Origin of the sequence: Methanosaeta sp. UBA356 (assembly GCF_002496465.1) — an archaeon.
GTDB lineage: Archaea > Halobacteriota > Methanosarcinia > Methanotrichales > Methanotrichaceae > Methanothrix > Methanothrix soehngenii.
Genome location: NZ_DAKC01000111.1, coordinates 7,560 through 23,246 on the forward strand (window position 1 = coordinate 7,560; position 15,687 = coordinate 23,246).

15 protein-coding genes and 1 pseudogene are annotated in these 15,687 nt (G+C 53.5%); 8 read left to right on the forward strand and 8 right to left on the reverse strand.

Annotation, left to right across the window (positions count from 1 at the left end; translation table 11 throughout):
- Positions 1–1,769 (reverse strand): CDC48 family AAA ATPase (locus tag BP727_RS10725; protein ID WP_286858773.1); only part of this gene is annotated, 1,769 nt, incomplete at its 3' end.
- A 157-nt stretch (positions 1,770–1,926) separates the two neighbouring features.
- On the opposite strand from BP727_RS10725, the gene ade reads away from it, so the two are divergent.
- From ade to BP727_RS10740, 3 genes are all read left to right on the forward strand, one after another.
- On the forward strand, positions 1,927–3,663 hold the full coding sequence (gene ade / locus BP727_RS10730; RefSeq protein WP_276619585.1) for an adenine deaminase: 1,737 nt from the start codon (positions 1,927–1,929) through the stop codon (positions 3,661–3,663).
- A gap of 107 nt (positions 3,664–3,770) precedes the next feature.
- Complete coding sequence (locus BP727_RS10735) at positions 3,771–4,046, forward strand: amphi-Trp domain-containing protein (RefSeq protein ID WP_013719004.1); 276 nt, start codon at positions 3,771–3,773, stop codon at positions 4,044–4,046.
- Complete coding sequence (locus tag BP727_RS10740) at positions 4,043–5,176, forward strand: TIGR04013 family B12-binding domain/radical SAM domain-containing protein (RefSeq protein ID WP_273271061.1); 1,134 nt, start codon at positions 4,043–4,045, stop codon at positions 5,174–5,176. Before BP727_RS10735 ends, BP727_RS10740 begins: the two co-directional genes overlap by 4 nt.
- Positions 5,177–5,229: 53 nt before the next feature.
- Here BP727_RS10740 and BP727_RS10745 read toward each other — a convergent pair whose 3' ends face one another.
- The 4 genes from BP727_RS10745 to BP727_RS10760 form a co-directional block, all read right to left on the reverse strand.
- Complete coding sequence (locus BP727_RS10745) at positions 5,230–5,556, reverse strand: hypothetical protein (protein ID WP_232844375.1); 327 nt, start codon at positions 5,554–5,556, stop codon at positions 5,230–5,232.
- A gap of 68 nt (positions 5,557–5,624) precedes the next feature.
- Entirely contained in the window at positions 5,625–6,968 is a 1,344-nt protein-coding gene (gene mmp10, locus BP727_RS10750; RefSeq protein ID WP_286858775.1) for a methyl coenzyme M reductase-arginine methyltransferase Mmp10, read from the reverse strand.
- Between the two features lie 417 nt (positions 6,969–7,385).
- Positions 7,386–8,042, reverse strand: coding sequence for a type I 3-dehydroquinate dehydratase (locus BP727_RS10755; protein ID WP_052297528.1), 657 nt, complete (start codon positions 8,040–8,042; stop codon positions 7,386–7,388).
- Positions 8,039–9,160, reverse strand: a complete 1,122-nt coding sequence (locus BP727_RS10760; protein WP_013718999.1) for a 3-dehydroquinate synthase II — start codon at positions 9,158–9,160, stop codon at positions 8,039–8,041. Before BP727_RS10760 ends, BP727_RS10755 begins: the two co-directional genes overlap by 4 nt.
- Before the next feature lie 93 nt (positions 9,161–9,253).
- Between BP727_RS10760 and BP727_RS10765 the strand changes: the two genes are divergently transcribed.
- Positions 9,254–9,955, forward strand: a complete 702-nt coding sequence (locus tag BP727_RS10765) for a DUF1614 domain-containing protein (RefSeq protein ID WP_013718998.1) — start codon at positions 9,254–9,256, stop codon at positions 9,953–9,955.
- A gap of 105 nt (positions 9,956–10,060) precedes the next feature.
- Positions 10,061–11,320: a UbiD family decarboxylase gene (locus BP727_RS10770; protein ID WP_286858779.1), complete on the forward strand. Its 1,260-nt coding sequence runs from the start codon at positions 10,061–10,063 to the stop codon at positions 11,318–11,320.
- A gap of 249 nt (positions 11,321–11,569) precedes the next feature.
- Here BP727_RS10770 and ftsZ read toward each other — a convergent pair whose 3' ends face one another.
- On the reverse strand, positions 11,570–12,652 hold the full coding sequence (gene ftsZ / locus BP727_RS10775; RefSeq protein ID WP_286858781.1) for a cell division protein FtsZ: 1,083 nt from the start codon (positions 12,650–12,652) through the stop codon (positions 11,570–11,572).
- Positions 12,653–12,724: 72 nt separating this feature from the next.
- Between ftsZ and BP727_RS10780 the strand changes: the two genes are divergently transcribed.
- Together BP727_RS10780 and BP727_RS10785 are read left to right on the forward strand one after the other, a co-directional pair.
- Positions 12,725–13,162: a UPF0146 family protein gene (locus BP727_RS10780; RefSeq protein ID WP_013718995.1), complete on the forward strand. Its 438-nt coding sequence runs from the start codon at positions 12,725–12,727 to the stop codon at positions 13,160–13,162.
- Between the two features lie 136 nt (positions 13,163–13,298).
- Positions 13,299–14,000 carry a type 1 glutamine amidotransferase gene (locus BP727_RS10785; protein ID WP_013718994.1) on the forward strand — a complete coding sequence of 234 codons (702 nt, stop codon included), beginning with the start codon at positions 13,299–13,301 and terminating at the stop codon, positions 13,998–14,000.
- Positions 14,001–14,042: 42 nt separating this feature from the next.
- Here the strand turns inward: BP727_RS10785 and BP727_RS10790 are convergent, their stop codons facing one another.
- On the reverse strand, positions 14,043–14,546 hold the full coding sequence (locus BP727_RS10790; protein WP_013718993.1) for a hypothetical protein: 504 nt from the start codon (positions 14,544–14,546) through the stop codon (positions 14,043–14,045).
- A gap of 416 nt (positions 14,547–14,962) precedes the next feature.
- On the opposite strand from BP727_RS10790, the gene BP727_RS10795 reads away from it, so the two are divergent.
- A complete protein-coding gene (locus tag BP727_RS10795; protein WP_048131940.1) occupies positions 14,963–15,325 on the forward strand; it encodes a hypothetical protein in 363 nt (120 codons plus the stop codon).
- Positions 15,326–15,333: 8 nt separating this feature from the next.
- On the opposite strand, the pseudogene BP727_RS10800 reads toward BP727_RS10795, so the two are convergent.
- Positions 15,334–15,687: pseudogene (locus BP727_RS10800) on the reverse strand (polysaccharide biosynthesis C-terminal domain-containing protein); the annotation flags it as partial.

Genomic DNA, 15,687 nt, shown 5'->3' on the forward strand with positions numbered 1-15,687 from the left:
AGAAGCTGGTTTACCACCCTCTCCATCACTCTGCCCCCCTCGTCCATTCCCCTCATAGGGGCAATGGAGTCCAGCTCATCGAAGAATATGATTGCCGGCGAGACTTGCCTTGCCTTGCGGAATATCTCTCTGATCGCCTTCTCCGACTCGCCCACCCATTTGGAGAGCATCTGCGGCCCCCGGATGCTTATGAAGTTGGCGTTGGTCTCATTGGCCACCGCCTGAGCGATCATGGTCTTTCCTGTGCCCGGCGGGCCGTAGAGCAGAATTCCCTTTGGCGGCCTTATGCCCATCTTCTGGAACTTCTCCGGCTGCTTGATGGGCCACTCTATGGACTCGATCAATTCCTGCTTTAGTGCTCCCAATCCTCCCATGTCGTTCCAGTTGACCCGGGGCACCTCCACCAGAACCTCTCTCATGGCCGAGGGCTCGATCTCCTTGAGAGCCTCCTCGAAGTCCGCACCCATGACCTGCATCTGATCGATGATCTCCTGGGGTATCTCATCCTCTGAGGTGAGATCGGGCAGATAGCGGCGCAGGGCTTTCATGGCCGCCTCTTTGCACAGGGCGTTCACATCTGCCCCGACGAAACCATGCATCCGGTCCGCTAATCCCTCCAGGTTCACATCATCCGCCACGGGCATGCTGTGCATATGTATCTGCAGGATCTCGATTCTGCCCTCCCTGTCCGGAACTCCGACCTCGATCTCCCTGTCGAACCGGCCCGGCCGGCGCAGAGCGGGATCAATGGCCTCTTCCCGGTTGGTGGCTCCGATCACAACCACCTGGCCTCTCTCTTTCAGGCCATCCATCATGGCCAGGAGCTGGGCCACCACTCTTCTCTCCACCTCCCCTGTAACCTCACCCCGCTTAGGGGCAATGGAGTCGATCTCGTCTATGAATATGATGGATGGAGCGGACTTTTGCGCCTCCTCGAAGATCTCCCTCAGCCTCTGCTCGCTCTCTCCATAGTATTTTGACATGATCTCCGGCCCGGCAATGGAGATGAAGTTAGCTCCACTCTCATTGGCCACTGCTTTGGCGATGAGGGTCTTTCCCGTGCCCGGCGGGCCGTAGAGCAGAACCCCCTTGGGAGGCTCAATGCCAAGCTTCTGGAAGATCTCAGGATGCTTCATGGGCAGCTCGATCATCTCTCGCACTCGCTGCACCTCTGAGCGCAGGCCGCCCACATTCTCATAGGTGATTCCCGTGGCTTTGACCGATCGGACGCTCTTGGCCGGCTTCTCCAGGAGAACGATCTCCGTCCTCTCGCAGACCACCACCACATTATCGGGATGAGTCTCTGTTACCACTAAAGGCACTGGCTCCATCCGGCCTACAAAGGGATGGCTGCCGGAGCTCATGATGGGAAGTATATCTCCCGCCACCACCGGCCGCTTGAGCGTCTGGCGGCGGATCATATCAGCTGCCTCATCCCCATAGTGCATATGCGATCCGGAAGGGGGGGCGAGGACTATCCTCTGCGCCTCGGCGAACTTGGCCTTACGGATCTTCACCTTGTCCCCGATTCCAACGCCGGCGTTCTGGCGGATGAAGCCGTCAATCCTTATATAATCCTGAGACCAATCCTGCCGGTCGGCGCGCCAGACCTTGGCTGCGGTAAGCCTCTTCCCCTCAATCTCAATGATGTCACCCGGACTGAGCCTCAGGGTTAGAAGGGCGTTGGGGTCCAGGCGGGCGATGCCCCGGGCGGAGTCGTTGGGATAGGCTTTGGCCACTTTCAGAATTATATCCTTGAATTCACGCACGATTTAGTTTATCTATGCTTCTCGATTTAAATTTATCTGGTGTCGATGAGGATTTTTTTATTCAAACAAAGGGAAGACCCTGCCATTTCGTTGGCCAAGAGGTGATCCGGGTCATTCAAATATCGCATTTAAATAGGACCGACTGTAATTGATTATCATGGGCCAGATGGAAGAATATGAGGAGTTGATAGCTGCCGCCAGGTGTGAGATCGAGGTGGATCTTCTTCTCCTTGGGGGATCCGTAGCCAATCTCATATCGGGCGAGGTTCGCAGATCGGACGTTGCCGTACACAAGGGCAGGATCGTGGGCTTTGAATGCAGCAGCGCTCGCCAGATCATTCCCCTGGAGGACCAGATCCTAGCGCCTGGGTTCATCGACGGCCATGTACATATCGAAAGCAGCATGGTCACAGTTCCAGAGTACGCGCGAGCAGTGGTTCCACAAGGCACCACCACAGTTATCGCCGACCCGCATGAGATCGCCAACGTCTGGGGCGAGGAGGGGGTTCGCTATATTCTGCAGTCATCAAGAAATGTCCCTCTGAACGTCTTCGTCATGCTCCCCTCCTGTGTCCCAGCCACCGACATGGAGACTGCAGGGGCAGCCCTGGGCCCGGATGCCCTGGTCGGTCTCTTTGAGGAGGAGGGGGTCATAGGCCTGGCCGAGGTAATGAACTGTCCTGGCGTAATCTTCCGGGACCCGCAGATCATGAAAAAGATCCAGCTGGCAGGGGGACGGCTCAAGGACGGCCATGCACCAGGCCTTTCCGGTCCGGACCTGTCTGCCTATATCTGCGCCGGAATCCGCTCCGATCACGAGTGCACCACACTGGCCGAGGCAGAAGAGAAGCTGTTTTCCGGGATGTTCATCATGCTGCGGGAGGGAAGCGCAGCCCGGAATCTCACGGATCTTCTGCCGCTGGTCACGCTGAAAAACTCTCGCCAGTTTTTATTCGTCTCAGACGACCGCCACCCGGCAGATATCCTCAGGGAAGGGCATATCGACTTCATGCTGAGAAAGGCGATAAATGAGGGTCTGGACCCCATAGTTGCCCTGCAGATCTCCTCTCTCAATGCTGCCCGCTACTTCGGCCTGGCCGACCTGGGGGCAATAGCACCCGGCTATCGGGCGGACATCGCTGTCCTGGACGGTCTGGATGAGCCGCGGGTTACCCGGGTCTTCAAGGATGGCAGGCTGGTGGCCAGGGATGGAGATTTCCTCGCCCCTATGAATAGACCGGTCAAGGCAATGCATAAATCGATCCATCTCGCTGCTCTCAGCCGCCGGTCGTTTGAGATTGTAGCCGAGAAGGGGCCAGCCCGAACAATTGGCATCGTCCCCGGCCAGATCATCACCAGATCTCTGCCCCTCTTTCCCCTGATCCGGGAGGGAAAAGTGGTATCGGACACCGACCAGGATATCCTCAAGCTGGCGGTGATCGAAAGGCACAGGGCCACTGGCAATGTGGGGCTTGGTTTGGTGCAGGGCTTGGGTCTGGTGAGGGGCGCTCTGGCCACATCCGTCGCCCATGACTCCCATAACATCGTTGTGGTCGGAACCGGGGACGAGGAGATGCTGGCCGCGGTCTCAGCAGTCACGGAGATGGATGGCGGGCTGGTGGCGGTTGCCGATGGTGAAGTCCTGGCCAGCCTGCCTCTGCCCGTGGCAGGCCTGCTCTCGGAGAGTCATATGCAAGAGGTGGCAGAGGGCATAGCGGAGTGCATTGATGCCGCTCACAAGCTGGGATGCGACCTGGAGGATCCTTTCATGACCCTCTCATTTCTATCTCTGCCAGTGATCCCAGAGCTGAAGCTGACGGACAGGGGCCTGGTGGATGCAGTGGCCTTCCGGATGGTTCCTCTCTTCCTGGGAGGATCCCTGGAGGATGATTGAGGATTTGATCGCGATTTAGATAGCTCATGGAGCCCGAGATTTGGAGTGCTCGTAATGCGGAAAATGTTTTATGGAATAGGCCATAAAATGCGAACCGGTGATCGCAAATGGCAAAGATAAGAGGAAGGCCGGGAAAGACTGCGGGAAGCCCCGCCGAGGGAGTGAAGTTCGAGCAGGAGATCTATATGACTGCGGCAGAGATGGCTGACATGCTGCGGGGCCTGGCGGATGAAGTCGAGGCCCGAGGGCGGGTGGAAGCCTCTTTTGGCGATTGGACTATAGGAGTGAATCCCGCTGAGCCCCTCAAGGCGGAGATACAGTACAAGCATGATCCAGCTAATAGAGAGCTGGAGGTGCAGCTGAAGCTCAAAGAGAATCCGTGAGGATATGGTTTCGCTCCAATAGCAGGAACTCCTATAGCATCGCTGCTCTCATACCTCTGGTAGATGCCTCTCTGGCTCCGGGGCCCAGGGCGGGAATCATGCTCTACAGCTTTGCCACCCCTCAGGCGGGGGAGGTCTATCAAGAGGTCGATAGGGCCAGGGCAGCGAATCTGGATGCGGTCTTCGTCGCCGGCGGTCCCCACCCATCCGCCCTGCCGGAGGAGGTTCTGGAGCATTTCGATTTCGTGGCCATAGGAGAAGGAGAGGAGACCCTGCCCGAGCTGATTGAAGCGATAGAGATGGGCAAAGAGCCGGCAGATGTCCGGGGAATAGCCTATAGAAAAGGGGGAAAGGCGATCTATACCGAGGATAGGCCTCCTGTGGACCTGGACCTCTATCCCCCTTTTACCAGCATCCTCGCTCCCATAGAGATCTCCCGCGGCTGCCCCTGGGGCTGCACCTACTGCCAGACCCCCCGCCTTTTCGGGCGCTGCATGCGCCACCGCTCTATCCCCGTCGTTGCCAGATACGCCCGCCGCCATAAAGACATCCGCTTCACCTCTCCCAACTCCCTTGCCTATGGCTCCGACGGCAGGCGTCCGCGGCTGGAGAAGGTTAAAGCTCTGCTGGAAGGGCTGTCCGAGCAGAAGAAGCCCATCTACTTCGGCACCTTTCCCTCCGAGGTCAGGCCCGATTTCGTAACTGACGAGGCTTTGGAGCTCATAACCGGATACTGCGCCAATAAAACGATCAGCCTGGGAGGACAGTCCGGCAGCCCGGCGGTCCTGGAGAGCATTGGACGGGGTCACGGCCGGCAGGAGATAGAGTCAGCCTGCGAGCATATCCTGGATCATGGCCTCGTACCCCAGGTGGATCTGATACTCGGCCTGCCCATGGAGTCAGCAGAGGATCAGCATATGACCCTGGACCTGGCCAGATGGATTGAGGAAAAGGGAGGAAAGGTGAGAGCGCACCGGTTCATGCCCCTGCCCGGAACCCCCCTCTGGGAAAAAAAGCCTGCGCCCCTATCCAGCGATGCTGAGGCGCTCCTGGGCAGCCTGGCACAGAGAGGCCGTCTGACAGGATCCTGGGGCCGCAAGATCAAGGCGGAAAAGGATGAAACGGCATGACCTGTATCTGACCCGACCAACTCGGACCAGTGACCGGCCAGGGGAAAAGGTCGCTAGAGATAGAACTGCTTGAAAGGCTTGCGGTATTCGTCTTTTAATTCGTATTTTATTGTCATCCTCTCAGGCATTACCTGAATCTCTTTTACAGATTGTGAGAATAGGAACCAGATGAATCCCCTGTCCGGGAGCCGGTACCTGTCTGGCAGGGTGGAGGTGAACTCAGACTCTCCCAGAATATAAGTGCGCAGCATCTCGCTTCCTGAGGCGAAGAGGAAGGGGAAGCTCACATTCTCAATCTCCCTCTGGCAGGTGCCCTTAAGCCGCAGGCGGTCCGCAAGAAATTTCAAATAATCGTCCTTATTTATCACCAGTTCTCTCATCTCGCTCAATCTAAGTCACCTCTTGCTGGCACTGGCCGGGATGTGAGATAAAATTAATCGTCAGGGAGTCAGCCGACGGTCTGCTTGATATCCTCTTCATCCACCATTATCGGGTTTTCATGATAGTGAGATCTGTCCATTCTCTCACAGCTACAATTATCACGATCTTTCTGGACCGTGGCGGATTCTGTCTCTTCTCCGCCCAGCTCATTGATCTGGCATATCAATCCAGAGAATGCCTCCACCTCTCTGGCGATAACCTCCTCGGTGGTCATGTAGATGCTTCTCTCGGATTCGACTGTGAGGGCATCAGGCCCTCTGAAGACCAGCCGGCGCACTCCATCACGGCGAAGAGCCCTTCTGATCTCCTGGTCATGAGCTAGAACCATTCCCGGTATTAGCACCCTCTCTTTTATGTTCCCCAGATCCAGGAAGTTGAAATCCTCCAGGGTGATCAGGTTTCCTATCTCCTTATTCACTGCTACCACATTCACATCCTCTCCTATCTCCTCGAATATGGTCGATAGGAATGGATAGGCCACAGAGCTGGTGATGATGGTGGCGCTCCTCTCGATGGCCGGCAGTCGATTCAGCTCTTTTCTATGATGGGCCAGGGCGAAAGGAGCTCCTGTCTGTGGATCCCATAGAGGCGTCCCTATGACCCTCATATCATATCGTTCATTTATTTCAGTGGCAATCCTGCGGATCTCCTCCACGGAATAGGGAACAATGCCCGGCATTAACGGCTCGTTTCCAAAGATGAGCCCTTGCTCTTTGCTGTTGGCAAATGACATGAGCATCAGGCCTTTTGCTCCCATATCGCAGAGGTCCTGGCAGGTCTTCTCCAGCTGAAAGCCATCGTTTATGCCCGGTATGAGGACGATCATGGCATATAGATCGCATCTTTCGCAAAAGGTTCTGAGGTTTGAGAGCGCAGCCTCTGGATGTTTATCATTCACGTACCTTCGCCGAAGCTCAGGGTCAGTTGAGAAGACGGAGAAGCTTATCCTTCGCAATCCGGCTTCGATCAGGGGACCGGCTTCATCTCCCTTAAAAAAGCCCTTTCCGCTGGTGTAATCCAGGCGGATGGGGACAACGCCGTTGCTGAGGGTTTGAACCAGTTTAAGCAAATCTGGATGAAAGCTGGCATCACCATTCCCTTTTATGGTTATGGAATCCGGCCGTGATAATATGCATTGCTGGGATGCTTCAAATACCAACTGATCCAGGGACTTGAAGCCTGGCTGGATCTCAACTACTGCTCTAGAACAGTAATCGCACCCCTTTTTATGGGGTGGGCAATATTTGCATCCCAGCGGCTCAACCGTTTTCACTCCTTTAAAATAACAGAAGCTGCAAAATCCCCCGCAGTTATAACCAGGCCTGCCTCCTATATCAACGACTGCATCCATGTCTTTTAATTTGTAGTTAGAGTAATTAAATCTTGCGTCAAATATTCAGATAAGTATTGAAGAACGAATATGGCAAATCATAGCGCATATTCGGTCAGCCAATTGGCCAATTACATATTATAATTAATACAGAAAATTAATCTTCAAATAACATTTATGTCTCCCTATAAGGAGCGATTATAGGGCTGAAATTCGAATAAATATTAAATTTAAATATATAATATTCTCTATCAACCATTGATTTTAGTAACATGTCTATAATTATTTTTTAAAAGATAGGGGAATTTCCCAGGTTTTAAGCAATCTTCATCCGATCTATTATGCAGGCAGCATTATCAGAAAAAATCATGTCCATTAGGCGACTTATTTTTTCATTTTTAATAATATTTTCCATAAATACAAAAAATTTGGCTAATTTTACCATTTGAGCAACTCTCTGGCACTAGAGAGCTCTGCCAGGCTCATCTGCCCGGGAGCGGTGCTCTCTCTAACATAACCATATGCCAGAGCAGAACCATACAAAGGAGCCACTGCCCGCAGGTGTCTGCCCAGATCTCCCATCGCGATCAGACATAAGGGCAAATCTGCAGCTAGCAAAAATTCTAGGAGATCCAGGTCGTCTTTCAGGCTCCTGGGCGTCACGGCGATCTTAGCAATCGCCGCACCTGCCATCTTCATCCTCTCTTTTATGGCAGCGAGCTCATCGATCCCGGGCATTCCCTGGAAGTCATGAAAAGAGACTATGACCGGCCTGCTGACTTGAGAGATGAACTCTTCTCTTAACTCTGCCTGAAGCTCGATATCCACCAGATCGGCGTACTCAGAGGCCTGAACGAGCAGCTCGATCCTCTCCCTCTCTGACCCCTGGAACTTCCCTCCCTCCGCCTGGAGGCGATTGGTGGCGATGATCGGCTTTTCTGTAGCCTCTCTGATGGCTTTTATCGTCTGAATGGGCTCAGTGGCCAGATCCAGCCTCAGCTCAATCATGTCTGCATCGGATGCCGCCTTGAGGTCGTCTGCTGCCCTCTCTCCCAGGACGGCAACGATCTGCGACCTTTTCATAACGTATCTCATCTCTCCACGATGCTCTCCTCAATCTTCATGCCGAAATGGCGGGCAGCCTCCTCCAGATGGACCAGCACCTCGTCCCCGGCTTTGAGCTCCGTCACCGGCCTGGGGGTGCCATCGCTGCTCACCAGCTTTATGGTCTCAGCATTCTGCAGCAGCGTGCTTATGAGCACACCATCTGCCTCCGCCTCGATGAGGATCATGGGCCTCTTCTCGATCTTCGCCCGGCCCACGATAGCGCTCCTGGAGAGGCCATCCTTGCTCACAATGGTGACCTCGTCACCAGATTTTAGCTCCGATAGATAGCGTGTCTTCTCCCCCACCCGGATATAGGCGTGAACCGCGCCGGCGTTCACCCGGAAGGGACGCGCAGCCACATAGGGGCTGTCCTCTGACTCGCTATGGACAAGGAAAAAGCCCTTGGCCTGGGAGCCGATGAGCATTCCCTCTCCTGGGACCATCATGTTGGCGGTATCCACACAGACCCGGTCGCCCATCCCCACCGGCTTGACCGAGACCACCCTGGCTGGTATGAGGTCCAGGCGCCCTTTTTCCGATTGCTCTGCTGCCCTCATAACCCTCTTGATCTCAGAGAGGTCAGAGCTGTCCAATAGCACTCCATCTGCTCCCTGCTCCAGTGTGGCCAGGGCCAGCTTTGCCTCATCCGAACTCTTGACCCCACTGATGATCTTAACCTGGCATCCCTGCAGGCCGGCGATCATATTCTCCAGGGGGATCACCTTCCAGTCGGTGCCGATCACCAGCAGATAGTCCACATGCTTTCCCATCTCCACTGCGAATTGCTCATACTTCTTGCCGGCAATGACCACATATGCGGCCTTGTTCCCGGAGATGGTCTTGGCCAGAGCATAGTCCATGGAGCTGTTCAGGTCTTTGGGCAGAGGCACCGAACCATCGCCCTCACCGTGCCTGCCGATCACCAGAATGTCCTCCGCACCCTTCTCGGCGCCAAAGCATGCTACCTGGATATTTCCCAGCTCCCGCACCCGCTCGACGTTCTCCCGATCCACGATTACGCATTCGAATCCAGATTCAAGGGCGGTGGTTATCTGGGGTTTGATCTCCTCCCATGATCCTCTGGCCATGAGCCACTTCTCTTTCATATGCGACTCTTTGACATACCATTACAAATCTCTTTTGCAGCTGCACGCCCTTATACAAAAGGTTATACGCCTGGGATGGCAATATAGAGGAAAATGGAAAACCGTCTGATCTACTCTCCAGTTGGCATATTGATCATGCTGGGCTTCGCGTTCTTGATTGCAATAGTAGTGAGCTTTCTTTTCCTTGATCTGGCCAGGACAGCCTTCACCAAGATCGGTTTCTCCTGGAGCCAGGCCCTCTTTGTGCTTTTGGCGTCTCTGGTTGGATCCAGCATAAACATACCATTGACCAACCTAGAGTGCAGCACTCCCATGGTCCATGAACGACACATTCGGGCCTTTGGCGTATCTTATCATGTCCCTGTGGTGAAGAGCTGCAATACCCTTTTGGCCATAAATGTGGGTGGGGCCCTGATTCCCTCATTGATCTCCATGGCACTCATCTACCGGTTTCCAGAGTCCATCTATTATGCACTATCGGGCATTGTCTTGGTGGCCATCATCACCAACCGGGTGGCGAGGCCGGTTCGAGGGCTGGGGATAGTGACTCCTGCCCTGGTCCCACCCCTTTGTGCCGCCCTGGCGGCGATCCTCATGGTCTATGTGCTGGGCGCACCTCATGATCTCATCTTCTTAATTGCTTATGCGGCAGGAACCCTGGGCACTCTGCTTGGGGCGGATATTCTCAACCTGGGAAAGATCCGCGACCTTGGGGCTCCAGTGGCCAGTATCGGCGGAGCTGGAACCTTTGACGGTGTATTCCTGAGCGGTCTGATCGCTGTGCTCCTGGTGTGAGATGGATCTAAAATAGTGGAAAGAGATAGAATGACAAGAGATTATTAAAAAGATGAGAAAAGGTGGCGGAATGAAGGCAAGCGTAATAAAAAGGAGGGTAAGATCATGAGCTTCAGGGGCTTTCTGGATGATCTGGAAGGGTCAGGTTTGATGAACCACGTGCGTGACCCTGTATCGCCCTTTGAAGAGGTCACAGAGAGATCCTGGGGTAGTGGGCCGATTCTATTTGACGATGTCTCCGGCCATAAGTGCTGCCTGAATATCCTTGGGACGAGGGACCTCCTGGCCCGGGCCCTGGGCATCCCTGCTGAGGATATGGTCCGCCACCTATCCCAGATCGGATGCCAGGGTCCCGTGCGAGAGGTGGATTGGTCCAGTTTCATGGAGAATGTCTCCCAACCGGATCTCAGCAGGCTTCCCATCATGACCTACTTTCCGGGGGACGGCGGCCCTTATATCACCTCTGGAGTGGTGGTGAGCCGCTTTGAGGACAAAATCAATGCCTGCGTTCACCGCCTGATGGTCCTGGGAAAAGATCGACTGGCAGCAAGGTTGGTCCCGGGAAGGCATACCCATCAGCTCTATGAGGCCGCTCTGGCCAAGGGCAAGGAAGTTGCAGTGGCTGTGGCCATAGGAGTGGATCCGCTGGTATTGATGGCTGCCTCCACCCGCGTTCCTCCAGAGATGGAGTTTTGTTATGCTGCCGCCCTGCGAGGCTCTCATGTGGAGCTGATTGCTCTGGATAATGGGGTTCTTGTTCCCCATGCACAGATCGTTTTAGAGGGATACATCACCACTGAAAGGGCACCGGAGGGGCCGTTCGTGGACATCACCGGCACCCGGGACCTGGTCCGGCAGGAGCCGGTCATCCGGCTGACCAGGATGATGATGTGCAATGAGCCCATCTATCATGGCCTTCTGCCTGCGGGAGGTGAGCACAAGATGCTGATGGGAGTGCCCTATGAGCCGCTTATCTACCGGGAGGTCTCCAAGGTGGCAAAGGTGAAGGACGTCATGCTTACCGAGGGAGGATGTTGTTACTTCCATGCCGTGGTGCAGATTGAGAAGGAGACAGAGGAGGATGCCAGAAGAGCGATCGATGCCGCTATCAAGGCCCATCGCTCTTTGAAGCATGTGCTGGTAGTGGACTCAGATATCGATATTCACGATCCTCGAGACCTGGAGTATGCCCTGGCTACGCGCATGCGTGGTGACGAGGATATAGTTCTTTATCCCAATGTGCGCGGCAGCACTCTCGACCCCAGGAGCAATGAGGGAATGACCACCAAGGTGGGTGTGGATGCCACAGCCAGGCTGGACCGGCTCTGGAAGTTCCAGAGGTTGACCCCCGCAGGGCATGGCTGAATGGGGCATGGATATCGCCAACGAATTGGCAATGGGCACTGCATGTGGCGATGCTATTTCTTCGGACGCTGAGCCTGAAAGCTGCAATTTGCAGCTAAAGCCAAATGACCCGCTTTCCGCTCAAATCTCCAGATAGAGGCGGATGCTGTAGATCGCGGCAATGCCCAGGATTATCGCCAGGATTAAGGCCATTATCTGGAACAAGAGTTCATCCATGCTATCACGCTCATCTTTATTCCCCTAATATCCTCATTTTATGGCATCAGTCCTTGTCCGGGCAAGGCCAATGCACCGATCGGCTGGCAGGCTCATCTCCTCCAGTGGATCCATCCCCGCCTCGGTTGACCCCAGCACCTGGGCAGATTTCACCCCGGTTATTATGGCCATCAGCTTCACCCTGCCCTTGAGCTCAGGCTTGATCTTTGCCCCCCAGATGACATTCGCCCTCGGGTCAAGGTCCTGGGTTAGGCTGCTGGCGATGGAAGCTGCCTCCTTCAGGGTCATATCCGGTCCACCGTCAATGTGCAGCAGACAGGCTTTTGCACCTCTGAGCTCCACGTCCAGGAGGGGATTGTTCAGAGCGGAGCGGACGATATTCTCTGGGCTCTTCTTCATGCTCCCCTCTCCTACCAGCATAAAGCTGGCCCCGCCGGTGTTCATGATGGTGTGCACATCGGCATAATCCAGGTTGATTAGCGAGGGGGTGGTCAATGTCTCGCAGATCCCCTGGATGATCTCGCCTGTAATACCGTCGACCAGAGAGAATGCTTCCTGGAAGGGCAGGTGGGGGGCGCGCTCCAGCAGGCGATTGTTGTCCATCACAATGGAGGTGTTTGCGTAATTGCGCAGGTTCTCCAGGCCTTCCTCGGCGATGAAGATCCTCTTCCTCTCCATGTGAAATGGCGTGCTGACCATGGCCACCACCAGGGCGCCCTCTTGCCTGGCAATCCTTGCCAGGACCGGCGCTGAACCGGTGCCAGTGCCTCCCCCCATGCCCGCGAGGACGAATACCAGGTCTGCGCCGCGCAAGAGGTCCTCGATGTCCGTTCTTGCGCTCTCCGCCGCCTTCCTTCCCACCTCGGGGTCTCCTCCTGCTCCCATCCCCCGGGTGAGCTTCCGGCCAATCAGCATCTTCTCATCCGCAGAGACGGTCTCCAGGTGCTGGCGGTCGGTGTTTATGGCTATGGTCTTCGCCCCCATCAGGCCCATTCTTTTGAGTCTGTTGATGGTGTTTCCGCCTGCGCCGCCACAGCCCACGATCAGTATTCTGGGGATACCGAAGTCGTCGCCTGAATTTGAAAAATCCATGGCCTCCCGTATATCAAGTTCCATCCCTATCCCTTCATTGCTTTCTCATAATCAATTAGTGCCATCTGTTAATAACAATTGCGGATAGAGATAAGAATGATCAGACGAGAAGTGGCAACCAAGATGACGGGACAGACGGCTGCCAGGGACCTGGCGGAGTTCATCGCCAAAAACTACCCTGGCAGGGTGGTGGAGGTGGGTGTGGGCCATTTTCCCCATGTTGCTCAGAGGCTGTCGGATATGGGCCTGGAAGTGATCCTTACGGATCGGGTGGAGAGGCTTCTGGCGGGCATGATGGTGGAAAAGGACGACATCTTCGCCCCCCGGAGGGAGATCTATCAGGGAGCGGGCCTCATCTACTCCATTCGCCCTCCTCTGGAGATGCAGCTTGCCATGGGGGAGCTGGCGGCTGCGGTGGGTGCGGATGTCATCGTCCGGCCCTTGCAGGATGAGATAGCGCAGCTCGCTGGATTTGGCAGGAGGCTGGTCAATTACCGGGAGGCGAGGTTTTATCTGTTCAGAGAAAACGAGTAGAATTTATAGTTTTGAACTTTTAAACCTAAGGATTTCTCATACATCCCCTCAAATCTTCTTAAATCCTCTCAAAAAAAGCTATAATCCATTATTCTCACCTTATCAAGGACCATCGTAATGCAGGGAGAGATGAGCGATGAGATTGCACTACATCCAGCACAATCCCTTTGAGGACCCGGCAAATATCGCCCTCTGGGCGGAAGATTCCGGTCATGATGTCTTCGGGACTAAAATATTTGCGGGCGAGAGGCTCCCCAAAGATGCTGATTTTGATCTGCTGCTGGTTTTAGGTGGGGAGATGAACATCTACCAGGAGGATCTTTATCCTTGGCTGGCGGAGGAGAAGAGGTTCATACGCAGGGCTATGGATAGCAAGAAGACTATTCTTGGAATCTGCCTTGGCGCCCAGCTGATCTCAGATATCCTGGGAGGAATGGTGCATAAAAATCGCTATAGGGAGATCGGCTGGCATGAGGTGAAGCTGAATCGTGCTGCCTTTAGCTCTTCTGCTTTCAAGGGGTTTCCTGATAGATTCACGGCATTTCAATGGCATGGGGATACATTTGACCTGCCTAGAGGAGCGACTGGGCTGGCATCGACTGCAGCCTGCGCTAACCAGGCCTTTGAGATCGGGCGAAATGTTGGACTGCAATTTCATCTGGAGTCGTCCAGGCAAAGCATACGAAGGCTGATAGACAACTGCGGGGACGAATTGACTCCAGGAAGGTTCGTGCAGGAGCCAGAGGATATGCTCTCTGCAGAAAAGCATCTAAAGGAGTTATACAAGCATTTAAGAATTTTTATGAAAAACATCGAATTAATGGTGGGTCAGGATTGATCCGGATTGCCATCTTTGTGCCTTACCTAAGCATTTGCTGAACTAATTTGTATAAGCCTCCCCGCTCCAGAAGATATCGTTTCCCTTGCTGTCGTCTATATCCTGGCTGTCGAAAGCCATCAGGGAAAAGATGATATTGCCTCCTCTGATCTCCGGAAGAATCTCGTATCTATCTCTGATCACCTCAAAGACATCTCCCAGCATGTCCAGACCGTGCTCAACCTCAAAGGCATTTATCTCTTCCTGGGAGATTCCATGATCTTCTGCAATCTCTGACATAAGCTCTTTTATGGCATCCAGCTCCTCTGAGGCCATCAAGTAGATTCTAAAACCGCCGATATTGTCATCGATCGGATCGATCTGAAGCCACATTTGCCATGGTTCTGTCGATATCTTCCGCTCTCTTGTTCTCAAAAGATCATCGATCAGAGCCCGGGAGAGGGGTAGCTCTCTTGCTGCTTCATGCATGATGGAGAAGAGAGGCGCATATTCAAAAGCTATATCCTCGATCATCTCCTGCCAGAGATCGTAGTTGAGTTCATACATGTTCAGATGTCCTGGTGTGTATTCGATCTGGGATTCTTTGATAGCAGCAATAGCCTGAAATCCATTTCTACTTTTCTATTTGCCTTTTGCGGTGGGTGACTACTCCCCGCCGATAAAGGGTATGGCTTCTACGTTTTGATTCCGACAGATTGTAGTCCTACTCTAAGGAATCGATTATCGCGCAAAGGTTCATCAAAGCATTTTATCAGGGAATACTATTATTAAACAAAAAAATTATAATTTTAAACATATAGTGCTCTGGTTAAAATCCTAACGTCATGTTATATAAAAGTTTAATAAAATGTCATTAAAAAAATTTGCCTCTCATATACGGCATCCTTCCCATGATACTGCAATTGTCTCGCAGTTCCATAATTTAACCAATGGTTTTTTAAAGCTCTTGAACTCCTTATGGTATGAGTATGAATTGCTGCGAACATAAGATATCAGGGAGCAAGGAGAAGATCTGGCTACCCCACTACTTTGAAGGGCGGGATCGAGGACTCAAGCCCCATCCATATTGTACGGAGTGCGGTCTTGTCAAGAGCCTCTCCTCTGATAGGTTGCACAGCGTTGGCTATTTTATGAATGTCATTGCAGAACTCGGCAAGCATCATAAAATCACCCAGGTGCAAACGAGATTAATCGCCCTGGAGATGGAAAAACAGTTGATAAGCGATGCATTCGGGATCGATCGGCACCAACAGGAGATTTTGTTTATTGAGATAACCACCCGTATCCTCAATGTCTCAGCAAGGTCGGTAACTCAGCTTCTTTAAATATAATTTCAAATCCACTTTTCCCTTAATGCCACCCATCCCACCAAAATAACGATCACCATATATGTTATCATCCAGGCATATCCTGCTCCCAGGATGCCATATCGACTCACCATAACATAGCTCAATCCAAGGAGCAGAATGCACCTGAGGGTATTCAGCTTCACTATGCTCTCAACCCTCATCCTCACATTCTGAATGGGGATGAATAGGGAATAACAGGCTACGGGAAAGCTAGAGAGGGCTATGATCTTCAGAAGGCCAAATCCCTCCACGTACTCTCCCCTGAGAAGTCCAAGTAGCCGGTCGCCATAGAAGAAGAGCACCAGCACGGCGGGTAGCATTATCATCAGGCTTGCGCC